An 18,042-nucleotide genomic window follows, 5' to 3' on the forward strand; every position below is an offset into this window, starting at 1 on the left:
GAGTGTGGCGCTGATGGCTTATGTTGTGGCGCTGAAGGCTCATGTTGTGCGCTGAGGGCTCAGGCCCGGGGCATCGGCAACTCGGGCAGGCCGTTGTCGGTCTCCAGCCCCTGCATCAGCAGCTTGATGCTGGCTTCTTCATGGCCCATATGGGCGCTCAGGCGGCTCAGTTCCGCCAGGGTTTCACGGCTGCGTTTCAGGCGCAGGCTGGTTTCGAAATATTCCCGGGCCTTGCCCCACAGTTCGTTGCGCAGGCTCAGGCGGCCCAGTGCCAGCAGCAGTTCCGGATTGTTGGGGCGGTCTTTCAGCCACTGTTCGGCAATGATTAACTGCTCATCCGGCTGGTGGCCCTCAAGCCGCCCGTAGAGGTTGATCAGCTCGTCGCTCCAGTGGTTACGCAGCACTTTTCTCAGCAGGGTTTCGGCCTGCCCCTCATCGCCCAGACGGGCCAGTAACCCCGCGTAGTCCCGGATGGTGTACTCTTCGCGCCGAACGAACCGGGGCAGTTCGTCCCATAGCCGGGTCAGCGGTTCCAGGGTCGCTTCCGGATCTTCCTTGCGTCGGCGCTCGCAGTCGGCGGCAGCCTGTTCCAGCAGGTTGTGCCATACCTGTCGTTCCAGGTCATCCAGTTCTTTTTCCGTCAGCACGCTGCGCTTGCGCAAGTCCGGCAGGAGTTTTGACAATTCCCGCCAGTCTTCCAGCCGCAGGTAGGTGTTCTTCAGCAGCTTGAGCACGAACGGATGGTGCGGTGCTTCTTTACGCAGGCGCAGCAGGGTGGCTAGGGCCTGTTCCAGCCGGTTGCCCGCCAGCTGCAGCTGGGCCTGGGTCAGGCCGACCGCCAGGCTGGAGCCGGGGGTGCTTTCAAAGGCCTGGCGCAGTAATTGGTCGACCGAGTCGTGGTCACCGGATTCGAACGAGGCCTGTGCTGCCGCCAGGTAGTTGATCAGCGGTGTATCGGCATGGTTGGCGGAGCTCACCAGCAGTTTCCTGGCTCGTGGCCAGTTGCCTTCGGCCAGTGCCAGCAGGCCCTTGGTGGTGCGCCGGCGGGCACGGCGTTCGTTGCCGCGGCTGACCCAGGTGGCCATCAGGCCGGTACCCTGGCGGAACCGCTTCAGCAGGCCGATCAGGAACAGGCTCAGCATCACCAGGACAACGATCAGCCCGAGGCCAACCCAGAAATTGGTTTCGATCAGATAGTTGCCGAGGCTGACACGGATATAGCCGAGATCATAGGCCAGCCCCAGAGACAGCCCGGTGCCCACCAGCAGGGCAATCAGCAGGATCAGCAGTAGGCGGATCATGATTCATCGCCTCCGTTGCTGCCGGCAGCGGTGCGTCCTGCCAGGCGCTCTTTCAGCAGGTCCAGGGACTTGCTGATATCGGGCAGCTGGGGATCCACATTCCGGTCTGCCAGTTCGGTCAACGTGCCGCTGATGCCCTGGATAGCCGGGTTGGTGTTGTCATACCAGTCTTTGACGGTGCTGATAGCTTTGTTCAGCGCCCGTTCGTACAGCGGTTGGTTGCCCCGCAAGACCGCCATTTCGGCTTCTTCCAGCATCAGTTGCAGGTTCAGCCGGGCCCAGGCGCTCTGGTCAGGAGACAACAGCGGCTTGACCGGCTCGTCCAGCCGGCGCACCACAACCACCTGTTTCATGGTATCGGCGAACCGGTTCCAGCCGCGGGTGAGCATATTGCTGCCGTCTTCCGGGGCCTGGTCGTCTCCGACCATGCTGAACCCGGGCGCTCGGTCGTGGATCAGGGCCTGGTCGGTCAGGTCATGCAGGCTGGCAATGGCGGCTTCCAGTTTCAGGTACAGGCCGGTGCGGTCGACCCCCTCGATACCTTTCAGGGACAACACTTCCTTAGCCAGTTGCTGTCGCACCGGGAACACGCCGATGTCGTCAGACTCTGCCAGCACTTCGTCAGCAGACTCCAGGGCCGACAAGGCACCCTTGATGTCTTTTTCAATCAGCAGGCGCTGGTTGGCAATGCGCAGCAGGTATTCGGCCTCGGCCAGCAGCCAGTCGGTACGGGTGCGGTTCCCCGCTTCCAGCAGTTCCCGGGCGTTGTGGTCAATCTGGCGCTGCTGGGTGGCAATCAGCTCACGCTGTTCGGCCAGCTTCTGCTCCATGGCCTGCATGCGCTGGCTCTGCTCGCTGCCCCGGCTGCCGTAGAGGTCTTCCAGCTGGGCGGTATCCTGGCGCAGGTCGGTAATCACCTGCAGGGTGGCCTGGTGGTTGTTCCACTGCTGCCAGCTCCACAGGGCCAGTATCAGCGTAATGAGCAGGGCAATACCGGCGACCACCCAGATTGGCCAAAGGCGCGGTTTTTCGGCGGTGTTGTCGGGCTCGACGGTGGCGGGTAGTTGTTCTGTTGTTTCAGTCACGGGCATCCTTACTTGGTTATCCGTTGTTACCGGCCTGCGGCCCGAGCCGCACAGCCACGCAATTCACCAGTTCCCGGTCGGACAGGCCATCCGGAACCACCGGGTTGCTGAATCCGGCTGCCCTGGCCTGCTCGGCCACCCGGTTGGCCGGGACAACCACCAGGGCAGTGTCCAGGGCATGCGGGTATTCCCGGGCCATGTCTTTGAGATTGTTCAGGGTTTCGCCGGACAGGGCGATCACCGCTTCGGGCCGGAACCCGGTAAAAATCTCGCTTAGCTTATCTGCAGGATAGTACGGCTGGAGGCGTCGGTACAGTGGCAGAACCGTTACCCGGGCTCCCCGTTGCTCCAGGGTCTGGCGAATCAGCTCCCGACCCTGCTCGCCCCGGGCCAGCAAAACCTTTTCGTGTTCCAGGTGCTGCAGCGACGGGTGCGCCAGCAAGGCTTCGCTGGTCCAGCCGTCATCCGGCTTCTCGGCCGGCAGCCCTGCTTCGGCAAACGCCGCCGCAGTGCCGGCGCCTACGCCATACCAGTGCACGCCAACCGGTGGCTGCGGCCACCACTGATCTACCTCATCCAGCAGCAGCCGTGCGGCATAGGGGCTGACGGCAATGATATGGTGGAAATTATCGAGTTCCTGCAGCAGGCTGCGGCGTTCCGGGGTTTCCGGCAAGGGTTCGCGAACCACGGTGGGCAATACCCGAACCCGCGCGCCGGCCGCCCGGAAAGCTTCGGCCAGCCTGTCGGCTTCCGGCTCCGGCCGGCAGATCAGTATCCGCCGGCCAGCAAGTTCCGGTTGAGCCAGGTGGGCTTCAGCTCGGGGTGTGGCCATAGACTTCAGCCAGAACCTTGTCGGCACCCATGGCCAGCAGCTGTTCTGCCAGTTCCCGGCCCAGGCGTTCACCTTCAGCGCGGGGCGCACGGCCTTCCACCCGGAAAATCCGGGTGCCGTCGACTGCACCCACCAGGCCTCGCAGCCAAAGGGTGTTGTCGTCTTCCAGCAGGGCATAGGCCGCAATGGGTACCTGGCAGCCACCTTCCAGCCGGCGGTTCAGGGCGCGCTCGGCCTTTACCCGGTCTGCGGTGTCGGTATGGTTCAGTGGCTCCAGCAGGCCCAGCAGTTCGTCATCGCTCAGGCGGCATTCGATGCCCAGTGCGCCCTGGCCGACGGCCGGCAGCGAGACGGTATCCGGCATGCAGTAGCGGATGCGATCGTGGAAACCCAGACGCTTCAGGCCGGAGCTGGCCAGCACGATGGCGTCGTATTCTCCGGCATCCAGCTTGGCCAGCCGGGTGTTCACGTTGCCTCGCAGCATCTTGATTTCCAGGTCCGGGCGGTTGGCCCTGAGCTGGGTTTCACGACGCAGGCTTGAGGTGCCAACCACGGCGCCCTGGGGCAGCTGGTCCAGGTTGTCGTAGTGGTTGCTGACGAAGGCGTCGGTGGGGTCTTCGCGCTCACAGATGGCGACCAGCCCCAGGCCTTCCGGGAACTCCATGGGTACGTCTTTCATGGAGTGCACGGCAAGGTCGGCGCGGCCGTCCAGCATGGCTTCTTCCAGTTCCTTCACAAACAGGCCCTTGCCACCGATCTTGGCCAGGGGAACGTCGAGGATCTTGTCGCCCTGGGTCTTGATCTTGACCAGCTCCACGGTGACGTTGTCGTGCAGCCGCTCCAGCTCGGATTTGATGAATTCTGCCTGCCACAGCGCCAGTGCGCTGCTACGGGTTGCGATGCGAAGGGTTCGTTTGGACATGGCACTCACTGTCGTTCGGGAAAATGTGCCCCAAGGTTACCTTGTGGCAGTAAAAAAGTCCCGTGGTTGCCCCGGCATACCCCGTCAGGGGGAGGGCTGGTGTTCCTGTAACCACTGGCGCACGTGGCCGGTATGGCGCCGGCTCACCGGCAGTTCCGCAGGCAGCCCTTTCAGCGCAAGGCTATGGTGGCCGTCGCTGCTGCGTTGCAGCCCACGGATAAAGCGCACGCCCACCAGGGTATTGCGGTGAATGCGCAGCAATTGCTGCGGATAGGCCTGCTCCAGTTCCTTCAGGGTGTAATCGCACAGGGTTTCACCCCGGGTATGGTGCAGGGTGACGTACTTCTGGTCGGCTTCGCAGTACAGGATGGTGTCCAGGTCGATCAGCTCGGTACCCCGGTGGGTGCGAACCGCCAGCTGGCTGGAGTCCTGGCCGGTCTGTCCGGCCAGGCTGCGGCGCTGCACCCGGTTGGTGCGCCCGGCCCGGGCGAGGGTCTGGGCCAGGGCTTCCTTGCGTACGGGTTTGAGCAGGTAGCCGCAGGCCTGTACGTCAAAGGCCTGGATGGCAAAGTGGTCGTAGGCGGTGCAGAAAATCACCGCGGGCGGATTGTCCAGCTGGCTGATCTGGCCGGCCGCCTGCATGCCGTCCATGCCGGGCATGCGGATATCCAGCAGCAGGATGTCCGGTTCCAGTGCGGCAATTTTGTGCAGGGTGTCGCGGCCGTCTGTGGCCTCGCCACACACCCGGTAACCGGGGAGGTCTTCCAGCAGCCTGCGGATCCGTTGCCTGGCCAGGGGCTCGTCGTCGGCAATCAATATGGTTTGCTGCGGTTGCGAATCCATCGTCTCACCGTGAAACAAGGCGTTTGTACTGGTTTACCGTCTGCCTGGGCAGCCTCAGTGTAACGGTATAAATGTCATTTTGCCGGCTGCGCTTGAGCACGGCGGACTCCCCGAACAGGGCCCGGAGCCGGGCCAGGGTGTTGTCCAGGGCGATGTGGTTGCCGCTGTGCCGGCTTTCGCCAGCCTCCGGGGCCGGGTTCTGTACCAGCAGATAGACAAACCGATCCTTGGCGGAAACTTCAATCCGCACGGTGCCGCCCTCCGCCCTGGGTTGTATGCCGTGGTAAATGGCGTTTTCCACCAGGGGTTGCAGGGTTAGCGGCGGGATTGCCTGTTGCTCCAGCCCGGGCTCGATGGCCCAGTCCAGTGCCAGCCGTTCGCCCAGCCTGAGCCCTTCAATGGCAAGGTAACGCTGGCACAGTTCCAGTTCACGGCTCAGGGGGACCAGCTGTTCGGTGGTTCTCAGGCTGGCCCGGAACAGTTCGGACAAGTCCAGCACGGCTTCTTCGGCCAGTTCGGGGTGGCTGTCGATCAGGCTGGCGATGGTGTTCATGCTGTTGAACAGGAAATGGGGCTGGATGCGGGCCTGCAGGGAGGTGAGCCGGGCCTGCATTTCGGCTTCCTGCTGTTGTTGCCACTGGTGTTGCAGATAGAAGTAGCGCAGCACCATCAGGGAGATCAGCAGTGCCAGCAGCAGTTTCTTGGCGATGCTTTGCCACAGGATGCCGCCGGGTTGCGGGTTGAGAACCTTGTCGGCAAACAGGCTGAACGCCAGTACATCGAGCATGACGATGGTGACGATGGCCAGGGTGGCGCCGGCTATGCCCATGTGCGCCAGCCGGGGCCGCAGCAGGCAGATCAGCGCTGCGCTGGTGAGGGTGGTCCATTGCACAAACAGCGACAGCAGCCCGAAGTAGTTCCAGTCAATCCAGCCCTGTTCCGCCTGGACAATGGATAACACCAGCACGAACAGTTCGCTGGTGACCAGCATCAGGAACACCGCCCGCACCCGGCACAGATCGGGAACGTAAAAGCTGCCAGGCTGTTGCTTGCCTATGCCATGGTCTGGTTTCAGGGGTGTCTCCTTAACTGGGGTCAGAATGCTATACTGCGGCAACTTTTTACCGATTCACTGCCGGCACGATGATGCCGGGCTGTCAGCAGGAAAGATAGACCATGACGGATCAGAAGAAATCTGACCAGGCCACATCCTCCGAAAAACCCTGGGGTGGCCGTTTCAGCGAGCCTACCGATGCCTTTGTTGAGCGCTTTACCGCGTCAGTCGGTTTTGACCAGCGCCTGTACCACCATGATATTACCGGCTCTATCGCCCATGCCACCATGCTGGCCAAGGTGGGTGTGCTCACCGACGCCGAGCGGGACCAGATCATCGAAGGCCTGAAAGGCGTGAAGGAAGACATCGAAGCCGGTCGCTTCGAGTGGTCCGTCAGCCTGGAAGACGTGCACATGAACATCGAAGCCCGGCTGACCGATCGCATCGGCATCACCGGCAAGAAGCTGCACACCGGTCGCAGCCGTAACGACCAGGTCGCTACCGACATTCGCCTGTACCTGCGCGATGAAATCGACGTGATCGCCGAAGAGCTGGCTCGCCTGCAGGCCGGCCTGCTGGACCTGGCGGAGCGCGAAGCCGACACCATCATGCCCGGCTTTACCCACCTGCAGACTGCACAGCCGGTTACCTTCGGCCACCATTTGCTGGCCTGGTACGAAATGTTGGTACGCGATGCCGATCGTCTGCAGGATTGTCGCAAGCGGGTGAATGTGATGCCCCTGGGCGCCGCTGCCCTGGCTGGTACCACCTACCCGATCGACCGTAACCTGACCGCCGAGCTGCTGGGCTTTGACCGGCCGACTGAAAACAGCCTGGATTCCGTCTCTGACCGGGACTTCGCCATCGAATTCTGCAGTTTCGCTGCGCTGCTGATGACTCATCTGTCCCGGTTCAGTGAAGAGCTTGTGCTTTGGACTTCCGCCCAGTTCGATTTTATCGACCTGCCGGATCGTTTCTGCACCGGTTCTTCCATCATGCCCCAGAAGAAAAACCCGGACGTACCGGAACTGGTGCGAGGTAAGACCGGCCGGGTGAACGGCCACCTGATCAGCCTGCTGACCCTGATGAAGAGCCAGCCGCTGGCCTACAACAAGGACAACCAGGAAGACAAAGAGCCGCTGTTCGACACCGTCGATACCATCAAGGGCTGCCTGAAGGCCTATGCCGACATGATCCCGGCCATCAAGGCCAAGGCGGACAACATGCGGGTGGCGGCCAAGCGGGGTTTCTCCACCGCCACGGATCTCGCCGATTACCTGGTCAAAAAAGGCGTGCCGTTCCGGGATGCCCACGAGATTGTCGGCAAGTCTGTCGCCTTTGGCGTGGCTGAAAGTCGTGACTTGTCCGAGATGACCCTGGAAGAACTGCAGCAGTTCTCTGACGTGATTGGCGAGGACGTGTTTGACGTGCTGACCCTGGAAGGTTCCGTGCAGGCCCGTGATCACCTGGGTGGCACCGCGCCGAACCAGGTTCGTGCCGCCGTAGCCCGGGCCCGCGCCGCCCTGAAGTAATCCTGCCCTGATCATCCGCCGGCACTGTGGTGACCCCTGTGCCGGCGGAACTCAGCCTCCGATACGCCCGGTACTCAGCTCCACCACCGCCGGTTTCAGTTGTTCCAGTGGTTGGGGTTCTGCCAGCCGGAAGCCCTGGCCGAAGTGAATTCCCAGTGTGCGTACCTTGCGCAAGGTTTCATCGTTTTCGATGAAGGTGGCTACGGTTTCCTTGCCGGCAGCCTCGGCAATGCGGTGCAGGGCATCCACCATAATTTGTTGTACCGGATCTTTTTCCAGGTGCTTCATCACCCGCTGATCCAGCTTGATGATGTCGACCGGCAGGTTGGCGGCCAGGCTGTAACTTTCCACCGAAGCACCGGCCCCTTCCAGGGCGACCCGGAAGCCGGCCCGGTGCAGTGCATCGCACAGCACCGCTACTTCATCCGGATACTGGGTGGCATGGGCCTCCCGTATTTCCAGGCAGAAACACTCCGGCTTGTAGGCCAGCGGCGCCACTGCCTGTTCCATGAATTCCGCAAAACTGTCATCCAGGATGCTGGCCAGCGACAAGTTGAAACCGCAGTACTTCAGCCGCGGCTCCAGCAGTGGATGCCGGTCCAGCCAGTCGAGGGTCTGGCGGATGACCTGCCGGTCCAGGCGTTTTACCAGGTCAAAGCGTTCGGCGATGGGCAGGAACTGGTTCGGTGTCAGTGGCGTGTCGTCAGGGTTGGCACCCGGAACCCGGCACAGGATTTCAATGTGGTCGCCCCAGGTTACGCTGGCCACCGGTTTCATGGACTGGAATTCCAGCAGCAGGTGGTTGTTGTCGAGGGCGTTGCGAAGCTGCTCCAGTTGCTGGTCGGAACTTCCCGCCGGTTGTTCACCATGCCTGGCGTGGGCCGCGTGAATCCGGTTGCGTCCGGAGATCTTGGCGGTGTGGCACAGGTTTGCGGCCTGGCTCAGCAGCTGTTCCGGTTGTTCCGGCTGCTCGCCGCCCAGAATCAACAGCCCGCCGCTGGCGGTGGTTTGCAGTTGCTGGCCCTGCCAGTCGAACTGGAAGCGGGCTATCTGCTCGCGGATTTCATCCGCCAGTTTGCGCACCCTGGGTTCCGGGCAGTTCTCGATGTACAGCGCAAAGGTATCGCCGGCCAGCCGGGCGAGGGCATCCCGTTGCCGGACCCGCAACCCCAGCGTGGCCGCCAGCTCCCTCAGATAACGGTCGCAGGCGCCGCTGCCGGTGTTTTCCTGGCATTGCTCGAAGTTGTCCAGGTCCAGCAACAGAAGGCTGTCGGTGAACTGGCGCCGGTGCTGGTGGGTAAGGGCCCGTTCCAGGTGTTCGAGAAACGCGCGACGGTTAAGCAGGCCGGTGACCGGGTCAAACTGGGTGCGCCGGTCATCGTCCAGGTTGCGTTTCAGGCGGTCACTGATATCCCTCGCCACATGAGTTGCGCCAACCACTTCGTTATGGGGACCGCGCAGGCTCTGGAAATGGAATTCGTACACCGGAAAGCCTTCGCCCTGACGGTTCAGCGGCATCTCCGCAACAAAGCTGTCCCGCTCCAGTGCCCGTTGCCACAGGCGTTCGATCAGCCGACGCTCATTCGGGAAGTCGCCCAGCAATTTGCTGAGGTTGTCGCCGACAGAAGGGGCCAGTCCGAAGGCTTTATAAAACTGGCGGGCCCAGGGCTTATTGAAGTGCAGCAGGTCCAGCCGGGTATTCACAGCCAGTACCAGGTCTTCGGTGGCGTCGCCGGTGGCTTCCAGAATGCTCTGCACCCGTTGTTTTTCGTCATCGTGGCGCATGGCTTCGCTGTGATTGACGATGACGCCCCCCAGCCGCTGCGGTTCCCGACTGTCGCCAAGAGGGCCGCCGGCGAGGGTGACGGTTTGCTGGCTCTGTTTGCCGGTGAGGATGGACAGGTCAATCCGGAACGGCTTGCCGGTGCGGATGCTGCGGCGGAACAGGGCCCGAACCCGGTTCTGGCCGGCCTGGCAGTAGAACAGGGCCTGCTCGGGCGTCAGCCCGGTGCCGGGCTGCAGTTCCAGTAACCGGTAAACGCCTTCGGTCCAGCCGATCTCGTTGCTGGCGATATTCAGTTCCCACAGGCCGAAGCCGGCGCTCTGCTCCGCCAGTGTCAACAGGCTGCTGTCCATGGCGATGCTGTCCCGCAGCGTAATCGCGGCGCTGGCGGCCTGGTCGGAATCCCGCATTTCGGTGTGCAGGCCCAGCCGGGCCGTGAAAAAGAATCCCTCCTTGTGGCGGAAGGTCACCAGGACTTTCTGGCCGTCATTCAGCCGGTGCCGGTTGGCCGGTGCAAAGGGGTCGTCCTGGCGCGAGGCGAGAATCTGTTGCACCGGCTTGCCGATCAGTTCCGCCGGTTCGTAGCCGAACATGGTATCGGTATGGCGATCGGCCCGGATAACCCGGCCGGTGTCATCGATCTGTACCAGCGTAGGCGGAATGGCGGGGCCCAGCGGGTCCTGGCGATAGCGTTGGATCAGGAATTCTTTCACAGCGGTTGTCCCTTGCGGGTCTCCGGATTGTCGTTATGGCTGTAAATGACAGAATGGCTCCCATGATACTGGCTCTTCACCCGAAAAGAAGTGGATGGCGTCCCGGTTATCGGATTGCCCCGGGCGGAGCCGGTTCCCTCGCCGTAAAGGCCGGGTGTCGGGTATACTTCGCCCATTATTCACTCAGGGGATTGGGTATGCAGGTCAAGCAGGTGCGCTGGCCGGGGCTGGCGGCCCTGGTGCTGGTTTCGCTGATGGTTTCCGGTTGTGGCCAGAAAGGCCCCCTGTACCGGGAAGCGCCGGTGCCGGCGGTTGAAAACAGTGCTGAAACACAGCAAAGCGACGACAAGCCAGAAAGCTGACCACTCAACCCGATTCTGCCCGAACAGTCAGGAACAGCATGGATCATTTCAATTACCGTGACGGCGAACTCTACGCCGAAGACGTCCCCGTAGCACAGATTGCCGAGCGCTTCGGTACGCCCGCCTATGTCTATTCCAGGGCTACCCTGGAGCGCCATTACAAGGCCTACGACAACGCCCTGGCTGGCCGGCCGCACCTGGTGTGCTACGCCGTGAAAGCCAACAGTAACCTGGCTGTACTCAATGTGCTGGCTCGGCTTGGTGCCGGTTTCGACATTGTCTCGGCCGGTGAGCTGGAGCGGGTGCTGACGGCCGGTGGCGAGGCCGGGAAAGTGGTGTTTTCCGGTGTCGGCAAGCAGGAATGGGAAATGAAGCGGGCGCTGGAAGCCGGCGTTCGTTGTTTCAACGTGGAATCCGACACCGAACTGGATCGCCTGAACAAGGTGGCCGGCGAGCTGGGAGTGAAGGCACCGGTTTCCCTGCGGGTGAACCCGGATGTTGATGCCGGCACCCATCCCTATATTTCCACCGGCCTGAAAGAGAACAAGTTCGGCATTGATATTGCCGAAGCTCCGCAGGTCTATGCCCGGGCGGCCAGCCTGCCGAACCTGGATATACAAGGCGTGGACTGCCACATCGGCTCCCAGCTGACCTCTGTGTCACCGTTCCTGGATGCGCTGGACCGGGTGCTGGCGTTGATTGATTCGCTGGCGGAGCAGGGCATCCGCATTCGCCACCTGGATATGGGCGGTGGCCTGGGCGTTACCTATGACCAGGAACAGCCGCCCCAGCCGGCGGACTATGTGAAAGCCCTGGCCGAGCGTATGGGCGATCGTCAGCTGGAGCTGATCCTGGAACCGGGCCGTTCCATTGCCGCCAATGCCGGCATCCTGGTGACCCGGGTGGAATTCCTGAAGTGCACCGAACACCGGAACTTTGCCATCATCGATGCGGCCATGAACGACCTGATCCGCCCGGCCCTGTACAGCGCCTGGCAGGCGATCATTCCGGTCCAGCCGCACCGGGAGGGCGAAGAACAAGCCTGGGACCTGGTGGGCCCGGTGTGTGAAACCGGCGACTTCCTGGGCAAGGATCGCAAGCTGCGCCTGCAGGCCGGTGACCTTCTGGCCGTGCGCTCTGCCGGTGCTTACGGCTTTGTGATGGCCTCCAACTACAACACCCGAAACCGCCCGCCGGAACTGATGGTGGATGGTGACAAGGTGCACGTGGTCCGGCGCCGGGAAACCCTGGAAGACCAGTTGGCTCCTGAAAGTTGTCTGCCGGAATGAGCGGGGAACCGGAGATGAACCAGCAAAGACGGAATCAGGGGCCGCTGCTGAGGTTCACCAAGATGCACGGCCTGGGCAACGATTTCATGGTGGTGGATGCCATCAGCCAGCCGTTTCGCCTGCGCCCGGAAATGATCCGGGAGCTGGCCGACCGCAACTTTGGCATTGGCTTTGACCAGCTGCTGGTGGTGGAGCCGCCCGGATTACCGGATGTCGACTTCCGCTACCGGATCTTCAATGCCGACGGCTCGGAAGTGGAACAGTGTGGCAACGGCGCCCGCTGTTTTGCCCGCTTTGTGCGGGATCAGCGCCTAACCAACAAGCGGGTGGTGCGGGTACAGACCGCCAAGGGCGTAATTGAACTGAAAATCGGCAAAGACGGCATGGTGATGGTGAACATGGGTGTGCCGGAACTGAACCCGCCCGCCATTCCCTTTGCCGCCGACCGCCAGAAAACCGTGTACACGGTGGAAGTGGACGGCCAGCAGATTGAATTGTCGGCGGTGTCTATGGGCAACCCCCATGGTGTGCTGGTGGTGGACGACGTGGATACCGCGCCGGTCGCCAGCCTGGGGCCTGCGCTGGAGAAACATCCGCGGTTCCCGGCCCGGGCCAATATCGGTTTCCTGCAAATTGTGGATCGTAGCCATGCCCGGCTTAGGGTGTTCGAGCGGGGCTCCGGTGAAACCCTGGCCTGCGGCAGCGGTGCCTGTGCCGCCGTGGTTGCCGGCCAGTTGCGTGGCTTGCTGGATGCCCGGGTAGATGTGGAACTGCGTGGCGGGCGCCTGGTGATCGAATGGCAGGGTGAGGGTACCCCTGTTATGATGGAAGGCCCTGCGACAACAGTATTTGAAGGCCAGTTACGACTGCCGGGCGAGGCTCTGCCGCGCCGGCGCAAAGGCCCTCGCAGCCCTAAAACAAGGTCCTGACAGCTCAGGAGAACACGATGACAGAACAAACGGCCCGCCAGAAGGTCGCAGAACTCACCCGTGAGCAGGTAGCGGATTATCTGCGCGACAACCCTGATTTCTTTGTCGACCAGGATGAACTGCTGCGCACCCTGACCCTGCCTCACGACAGTGGACGTGCGATTTCCCTGGTGGAACGCCAGGTTCATCTGTTCCGAGAGCAGCGGGATACCCTGCGCCGGGAGCTGGTCGAGCTAGTCTCGATTGCCCGCCACAACGACCGCCTGTTCGAGAAGAGCAAACGCCTGCTGCTGCAGGTGATCGAAGCCCGAAACCTGAACGACATGGCGGCGGCTATCGATGACAGTATCCGCAGTGATTTCGGGCTGGATGCCGCGTCTGTCTTGCTGTTCAGCAATGATGAACTGCCCGGCTCCGGCCAGGGTGCCCTGCATGTTGTCAATGCCGACCTGGCCCAGGAACGACTGGGTAGCCTGCTGGATGGTGAGCGGGCGGTGTGCGGACAGTTCCGGGAGAATGAGCGGGAATTCCTGTTCCCGGACCGGGACGAACCGATCGCCTCCGTGGCCCTGATGCCACTGCGCCATGAAGGCCTGGTCGGGGTGTTTGCGGTGGGTAGCTGTGAGCCGGGTTATTTTGACCAGAGCATGGGATCGCTGTTCCTGAGTTATATCAGCGATACCCTGAGCCGCCTGCTGCCGCCCATGCTCAAACGCCATGGCTCCGGCGCATCGGTGTCTGACCTGGCGGTGGAAAGCGGTCAGGGGTGACCTTGGAGGTTGACCCCGGCGCCCTCGACACCCCCGGCACGCCGCCCGAGGCCCTGGCGGCGCCGCTGTCGGGCTTTATCCGCCACCTGCAATCAGAAAAGCGGCACTCCGCGCGCACCTGCGATAATTACCAGCGTGACCTGCAGCGCCTGGCGCTCTGGCTGACAGGAGTCGGTTGCGATTGCTGGGCGGACCTGTCCAGCCACGACGTCCGCCGGTATGTCGCCCACCTCAGTAAAGGCGGCCTTGGCGGCCGCAGCATTGCCCGCCATCTATCTTCTATTCGTCGCTTCTACCAGTATCTGCTCAGGGAAGGCCTGGCCCGGGATAACCCGGCGCTGGATATCCGGGCTCCGAAAACCGGTCGCCGGTTGCCGAAAGTGGCCGATGTTGACCAGATCAACCAGTTGCTGGAAGTAAACCCGGACGATCCGCTGGAAGTCCGGGACCTGGCCATGTTCGAACTGATGTATTCCTCTGGCCTGCGGCTGGCAGAATTGGCCGGGCTTGACCTGCTCTCCCTGGACCTCAAAGGCCGGGAGGTGAGGGTGCTGGGTAAGGGGAACAAGGAGCGGATTCTGCCGGTAGGCGGCAAGGCGGTAACGGCCCTGAACAACTGGCTGGCAATGCGGTCGTCCGTGGCGCCGGAAGGCGAGCCCGCAGTGTTTGTCAGCCAGCGGGGTGACCGCCTGAGCCGGCGCAGCATCCAGGCCCGGCTGGCCCGCTGGGGTGTGTTGCAGGGGGCCGACCAGCGCCTGCACCCGCACCTGCTCCGGCATTCCTTTGCCAGCCACATGCTGGAATCCAGTGGTGACCTTCGGGCCGTGCAGGAATTGCTGGGCCATGCCGATATCGCAACCACCCAGGTGTATACCCACCTGGATTTTCAGCACCTGGCCAGGGTCTATGACCAGAGCCATCCCCGGGCCAGGCGCCGGCGCGGGGGGTCGGGTTCCGGCGAGAGTTGAAACCGGGCGTCAGTGCCTCAGCATGGCATCGAGCTCGTCAATGATTTCTGCCCAGTCACTGTCTTCTTCCAGGCCTTCCTCCAGGAAGTGGGACTGGGCCTCGGACCAGAACGGGGCATCCTGCAGTGCGATTTCCGAGGGCAGTGGCGAGTGACGGCCAATGAAGTCTTCGATGCTGGCTTTGTCTGCCGGCATGCCAAGTTGTTCGAACAGGGTGCTCAGGCTATGTTTGCTGGTGTCCATGGAAGTGCCCTCTGTGATGGGTTGGCAAAATGCAATGTACCCCGTTTACGGGTATGGTTTCCTGAAATGTAGTGGACCCGCCGAGGATATCCAGTGAAGTCTGTTTCACAGTTATTGTTCTGCCTGCTGTTTCTGGTATTTCAAGGGGCCGCGCTGGCAGATCCGCCACTGGCTGCGCCGGACCCGGTGCTGGGCGTGGAAGACCTGGAGTGGCTGGAGCAGCAGGACAGCTTCCGGGTGGGCATCCGCCACAGCCAGGTACCCCTGGTGTTCGATACCGGCGATGGCCCCCTGGCGGGTATCTGGATCGATTACCTGCAGCGGATTGAAAACAAGCTGGGGGTGCTGGTAGAGCCGGAACTCCTGGATGGCTCCGGTAACCAGCCCGAGCCGGATATCATCCTGACGACCCGCATTCCCGATGCCCCGGTGATTCCGGGCGTGCGCCATACGGCGCCGCTGATGTCGCTCACCTATGGGGTCTTTGTGAACGCCGGAGCGGCGGCAATCCGCGGCCCGTCAGACCTTGAAGGCAGCCGGGTGGCCATTGTCGGTGACGACCCCAACCAGTACCCGCTGCTGGACCCGGTAAACAACTTTACCCCGGTGCCGGCGGCCAATCTTGGCGAAGCTGTCAGCCTGCTGCTGTCGGGCAAGGCGGATGCGTTTCTGGGGCCGGTGCCGGTGGTGTCCGACTACCTGGAATCGGCAATGATCAACGGCGTTGGCCTGTCCTTGCTGCTCGACCACCGGGAGGTGGATGTCGTGCTGCAGGTGCCCATCGAAGAAGCCAACCTGTTCCGGGTGTTCGACCGCGCCATCACCGCCCTCGGCCACCAGGAACATCGCAGCATCCGGCAGTCCTGGCTGCAGGCCAGCGCACCGGAGATGGACGCCGGTAACCAGTCCCTGAGCAGCTCCGAGCGGGCCTGGCTGAAAGCCAATCCCGGGCTGAAGGTGGGCGTCCGGTCAGACTGGCCGCCCTTCGAATTCCAGCAGGACGGCCGGCCGGCCGGGCTGGTGGTCGACCTGCTCAAGCGCCTGGAGCAGGACCTGGACATCCGCTTTGAATATGTTCCGGTGGATAGCCGCAGTGCCTCGGAAGAACAGCTGAAATCCGGTGAAGTGGATGTCCTGCCAGGCATGTCCCGAACACCCCGTACCGAGCAGGATTTCCTGTTTACCCGGGCCTATGTGAACGTGCCCATTGCCCTGGCGATTCGGGACACCGGGCGGTTTATCGGAGATTTGCGGGAGTTGCGTGACGAGCGGGTAGGGGTGGTCAATCGCCAGGCCAGCCATGATTACCTGCTGATCAATCATCCGAACCTCGACATTTATCCGCAGCAAACTGTAGAAGAAGGCTTGCTGGCGCTGTCTAACGGCGACCTGGACGTGATGGTGACCCACATCCCGGCGGTCAGTTACACCGTCGCCCGGTTGGGGCTGACCAATCTGCGTATTACCAGCATTACCCCGTACCAGTATGACCTGAGGCTGGCCGTGGGCCAGTCGGCCCAGCAACTGCACCGGATACTGAACAAGGCCCTGAGTGGTTTGCCGGCATCGGAAACCGAGGCAGTTTACAACCGCTGGATTCACCTGGATATCGAGCAGGAAGCCGACTACACCGTGGTGCGCCGGATTATCCTGATTGCCATCGTGGTGGTGCTGATCTTCCTGTACTGGAACCGAAAGCTGTCGCTGGAAGTCGACGAGCGGATCCGGTCCGAGAACGCCCTGAGGCGCAGTGAAGACGAGCTGCGGGCAGCCAAGCTGGAGGCGGAGCGGCTGGCGCGGCAGGCCGAAGCTGCAAGTCGCTCCAAAAGCGAATTCCTGGCCAATATGTCCCATGAAATCCGCACGCCGATGAACGCGGTGATCGGCTACAGTGACCTGCTGTATAACTCGGTTACCGACCCCCAGCAGCGCAACTACCTCAACGCCATCCGTGCCGGCAGCCGCAGCCTGCTGATGCTGATTAACGACATCCTGGACCTGTCCCGGATTGAAGCCGGTAAGATGCGCCTGGACTTTGGCCCTGTGTCGCTGCGCCGGCTATTGAGCGATGTCCGCCACATCTTCGATCTGCGTGCCACCGAGCAGGGCATTACCCTGGAAGTGAGCGTGGGCAAGAAGATGCCGGCAGCCATGATGCTGGATGAAACCCGGCTGCGGCAGGTGCTGTTCAACCTGGTGGGTAACGCCATCAAGTTCACCCACGAGGGTGGGGTTACCGTTCGGGCCGTGGCCAGCGAGCTGGACGAACCGGGCGGGGAAGACTCCGAAACCCGGTATTACCGGCTGGTGGTGACGGTGGCCGATACCGGCATTGGCATTGCACCAGACCAGCAAGAACGCATTTTTGACGCCTTCGAACAACAGGAAGGCCAGAGCTCCCGGCGTTACGGCGGCACCGGGCTTGGCCTGGCAATCAGCCGTAAACTGGTGGAAATGATGGGCGGCGAGCTGACGGTGGAGAGTGAGTCGGACGTGGGGTCGACCTTCTCGGTGGTATTGCCCCGGGTGGAGGCTACCGTTGAACAGGTGGAAGACGACGGTACGCCGAAAGAATCGGAGCGGTTACTGGCCCAGACTATGAGCATTCAGGAGCGGGGCTGGTTGCGGGAAAAGCTGGCGGAAGACTTCGGTAACGAATGGCAAGACGTTCGAGAGAGTGGCGACCCGGAACAGATGAAAGACTTTGCCCTGAGAGTGGTCGAGTGGGGCCAGCGCTATCGATCCCCGTCGGTGACCCAGTACGGTGAGAAGTTGCTGTCGGATGTGGAAGCCTTCAACCTGGACGCTGTTAATACCGCGCTGGAAGCCTTCCCGCACCTGCTGGGCCAGAGCTGAGGCAGCTCTGGCTTACAGGCAGTCGAACTGGGACTGGCGGTCGAAGGCAACCGACACCATGTCGTAACCGGAATCCGACAATGAGCGGATCAGGTCGCGGTCTTTAAGCAGGGTCATGCAGACTTTGTGTACGCTGGCCTGAAGCTGTTCGCTGGCCGGCTCCTGGCCGGTGAAGCGGAAGTCCACCACCAGGTATTTGCGATCCACTGCCGCAAGTTCAGGAATGTCTTCCCGCTCGATGCTTTCAAAGCCGATGTAGGTGGCTTCGTTGTCTGCGAAAACGCCGCTCATCAGAACATCCAGGTTTTCTGCCTGAGCTGCGGGTGCCGTCAGTGCGATGACCGCGGCAGAAGCAAGGGATGGCAACAGGGCACGCATGGTTATTCTCCTTGGGTCGCGCCTTAAATCCGTGTAACGCAATGTAACAGATTATTAAGTTAGATTGTTGCAGAGGATTTGGCAATTTTCCTCCGGTGAGCTCCGGATTTTTCAATTGTTTGCAATCTTCAGGCATTTTTGCGGTTCACCAGGCTGGCCTGTTCCGGCAATGGTTTTCAGCT

Annotated in this window: 16 protein-coding genes; 7 read left to right on the forward strand and 9 right to left on the reverse strand. The window is 62.0% G+C overall.

The window, feature by feature from the left end; genetic code table 11:
• Nucleotides 1-59: 59 nt before the first annotated feature.
• The 6 genes from B9Q17_RS10425 to B9Q17_RS10450 form a co-directional block, all read right to left on the reverse strand.
• On the reverse strand, nucleotides 60-1,301 hold the full coding sequence (locus B9Q17_RS10425; RefSeq protein WP_094625175.1) for a heme biosynthesis HemY N-terminal domain-containing protein: 1,242 nt from the start codon (nucleotides 1,299-1,301) through the stop codon (nucleotides 60-62).
• On the reverse strand, nucleotides 1,298-2,392 hold the full coding sequence (locus tag B9Q17_RS10430) for a uroporphyrinogen-III C-methyltransferase (protein WP_094625176.1): 1,095 nt from the start codon (nucleotides 2,390-2,392) through the stop codon (nucleotides 1,298-1,300). The genes B9Q17_RS10425 and B9Q17_RS10430 overlap by 4 nt, the downstream gene beginning before the upstream one ends.
• A 10-nt stretch (nucleotides 2,393-2,402) precedes the next feature.
• On the reverse strand, nucleotides 2,403-3,218 hold the full coding sequence (locus B9Q17_RS10435) for a uroporphyrinogen-III synthase (protein WP_094625177.1): 816 nt from the start codon (nucleotides 3,216-3,218) through the stop codon (nucleotides 2,403-2,405).
• Nucleotides 3,199-4,140, reverse strand: a complete 942-nt coding sequence (gene hemC / locus B9Q17_RS10440) for a hydroxymethylbilane synthase (protein ID WP_022987544.1) — start codon at nucleotides 4,138-4,140, stop codon at nucleotides 3,199-3,201. The genes B9Q17_RS10435 and hemC overlap by 20 nt, the downstream gene beginning before the upstream one ends.
• Before the next feature lie 84 nt (nucleotides 4,141-4,224).
• Entirely contained in the window at nucleotides 4,225-4,983 is a 759-nt protein-coding gene (locus B9Q17_RS10445) for a LytR/AlgR family response regulator transcription factor (protein ID WP_094625178.1), read from the reverse strand.
• Between the two features lie 4 nt (nucleotides 4,984-4,987).
• Complete coding sequence (locus B9Q17_RS10450) at nucleotides 4,988-6,100, reverse strand: sensor histidine kinase (protein WP_244177368.1); 1,113 nt, start codon at nucleotides 6,098-6,100, stop codon at nucleotides 4,988-4,990.
• Between the two features lie 59 nt (nucleotides 6,101-6,159).
• Between B9Q17_RS10450 and argH the strand changes: the two genes are divergently transcribed.
• Nucleotides 6,160-7,569, forward strand: coding sequence for an argininosuccinate lyase (gene argH / locus B9Q17_RS10455; RefSeq protein ID WP_058339956.1), 1,410 nt, complete (start codon nucleotides 6,160-6,162; stop codon nucleotides 7,567-7,569).
• 51 nt (nucleotides 7,570-7,620) lie between these two features.
• Here argH and B9Q17_RS10460 read toward each other — a convergent pair whose 3' ends face one another.
• A complete protein-coding gene (locus tag B9Q17_RS10460) occupies nucleotides 7,621-10,065 on the reverse strand; it encodes an EAL domain-containing protein (protein ID WP_094625179.1) in 2,445 nt (814 codons plus the stop codon).
• A gap of 197 nt (nucleotides 10,066-10,262) precedes the next feature.
• Between B9Q17_RS10460 and lptM the strand changes: the two genes are divergently transcribed.
• The 5 genes from lptM to xerC are packed head-to-tail and all read left to right on the forward strand — an operon-like array spanning nucleotide 10,263 to nucleotide 14,383.
• Nucleotides 10,263-10,427, forward strand: coding sequence for an LPS translocon maturation chaperone LptM (gene lptM / locus B9Q17_RS18040; protein WP_145840232.1), 165 nt, complete (start codon nucleotides 10,263-10,265; stop codon nucleotides 10,425-10,427).
• Nucleotides 10,428-10,465: 38 nt separating this feature from the next.
• Nucleotides 10,466-11,716, forward strand: coding sequence for a diaminopimelate decarboxylase (gene lysA, locus B9Q17_RS10470; RefSeq protein WP_094625181.1), 1,251 nt, complete (start codon nucleotides 10,466-10,468; stop codon nucleotides 11,714-11,716).
• 14 nt (nucleotides 11,717-11,730) lie between these two features.
• A complete protein-coding gene (gene dapF, locus B9Q17_RS10475) occupies nucleotides 11,731-12,645 on the forward strand; it encodes a diaminopimelate epimerase (protein ID WP_094625276.1) in 915 nt (304 codons plus the stop codon).
• 17 nt (nucleotides 12,646-12,662) lie between these two features.
• Nucleotides 12,663-13,415 (forward strand): DUF484 family protein, encoded by a 753-nt coding sequence (locus B9Q17_RS10480; protein ID WP_094625182.1) that lies wholly within the window; start codon nucleotides 12,663-12,665, stop codon nucleotides 13,413-13,415.
• A gap of 2 nt (nucleotides 13,416-13,417) precedes the next feature.
• On the forward strand, nucleotides 13,418-14,383 hold the full coding sequence (gene xerC, locus B9Q17_RS10485) for a tyrosine recombinase XerC (protein ID WP_208618776.1): 966 nt from the start codon (nucleotides 13,418-13,420) through the stop codon (nucleotides 14,381-14,383).
• A 9-nt stretch (nucleotides 14,384-14,392) separates the two neighbouring features.
• Here the strand turns inward: xerC and B9Q17_RS10490 are convergent, their stop codons facing one another.
• Nucleotides 14,393-14,626: a DUF2789 domain-containing protein gene (locus B9Q17_RS10490; protein WP_022987559.1), complete on the reverse strand. Its 234-nt coding sequence runs from the start codon at nucleotides 14,624-14,626 to the stop codon at nucleotides 14,393-14,395.
• Between the two features lie 93 nt (nucleotides 14,627-14,719).
• On the opposite strand from B9Q17_RS10490, the gene B9Q17_RS10495 reads away from it, so the two are divergent.
• Nucleotides 14,720-17,482: an ATP-binding protein gene (locus B9Q17_RS10495; protein WP_094625183.1), complete on the forward strand. Its 2,763-nt coding sequence runs from the start codon at nucleotides 14,720-14,722 to the stop codon at nucleotides 17,480-17,482.
• Between the two features lie 12 nt (nucleotides 17,483-17,494).
• On the opposite strand, the gene B9Q17_RS10500 is transcribed toward B9Q17_RS10495, so the two are convergent.
• On the reverse strand, nucleotides 17,495-17,860 hold the full coding sequence (locus B9Q17_RS10500; RefSeq protein WP_058339950.1) for a hypothetical protein: 366 nt from the start codon (nucleotides 17,858-17,860) through the stop codon (nucleotides 17,495-17,497).
• Nucleotides 17,861-18,042: the final 182 nt, after the last annotated feature.

Source organism: Marinobacter vinifirmus (assembly GCF_002258215.1).
Classification (GTDB): domain Bacteria; phylum Pseudomonadota; class Gammaproteobacteria; order Pseudomonadales; family Oleiphilaceae; genus Marinobacter; species Marinobacter vinifirmus.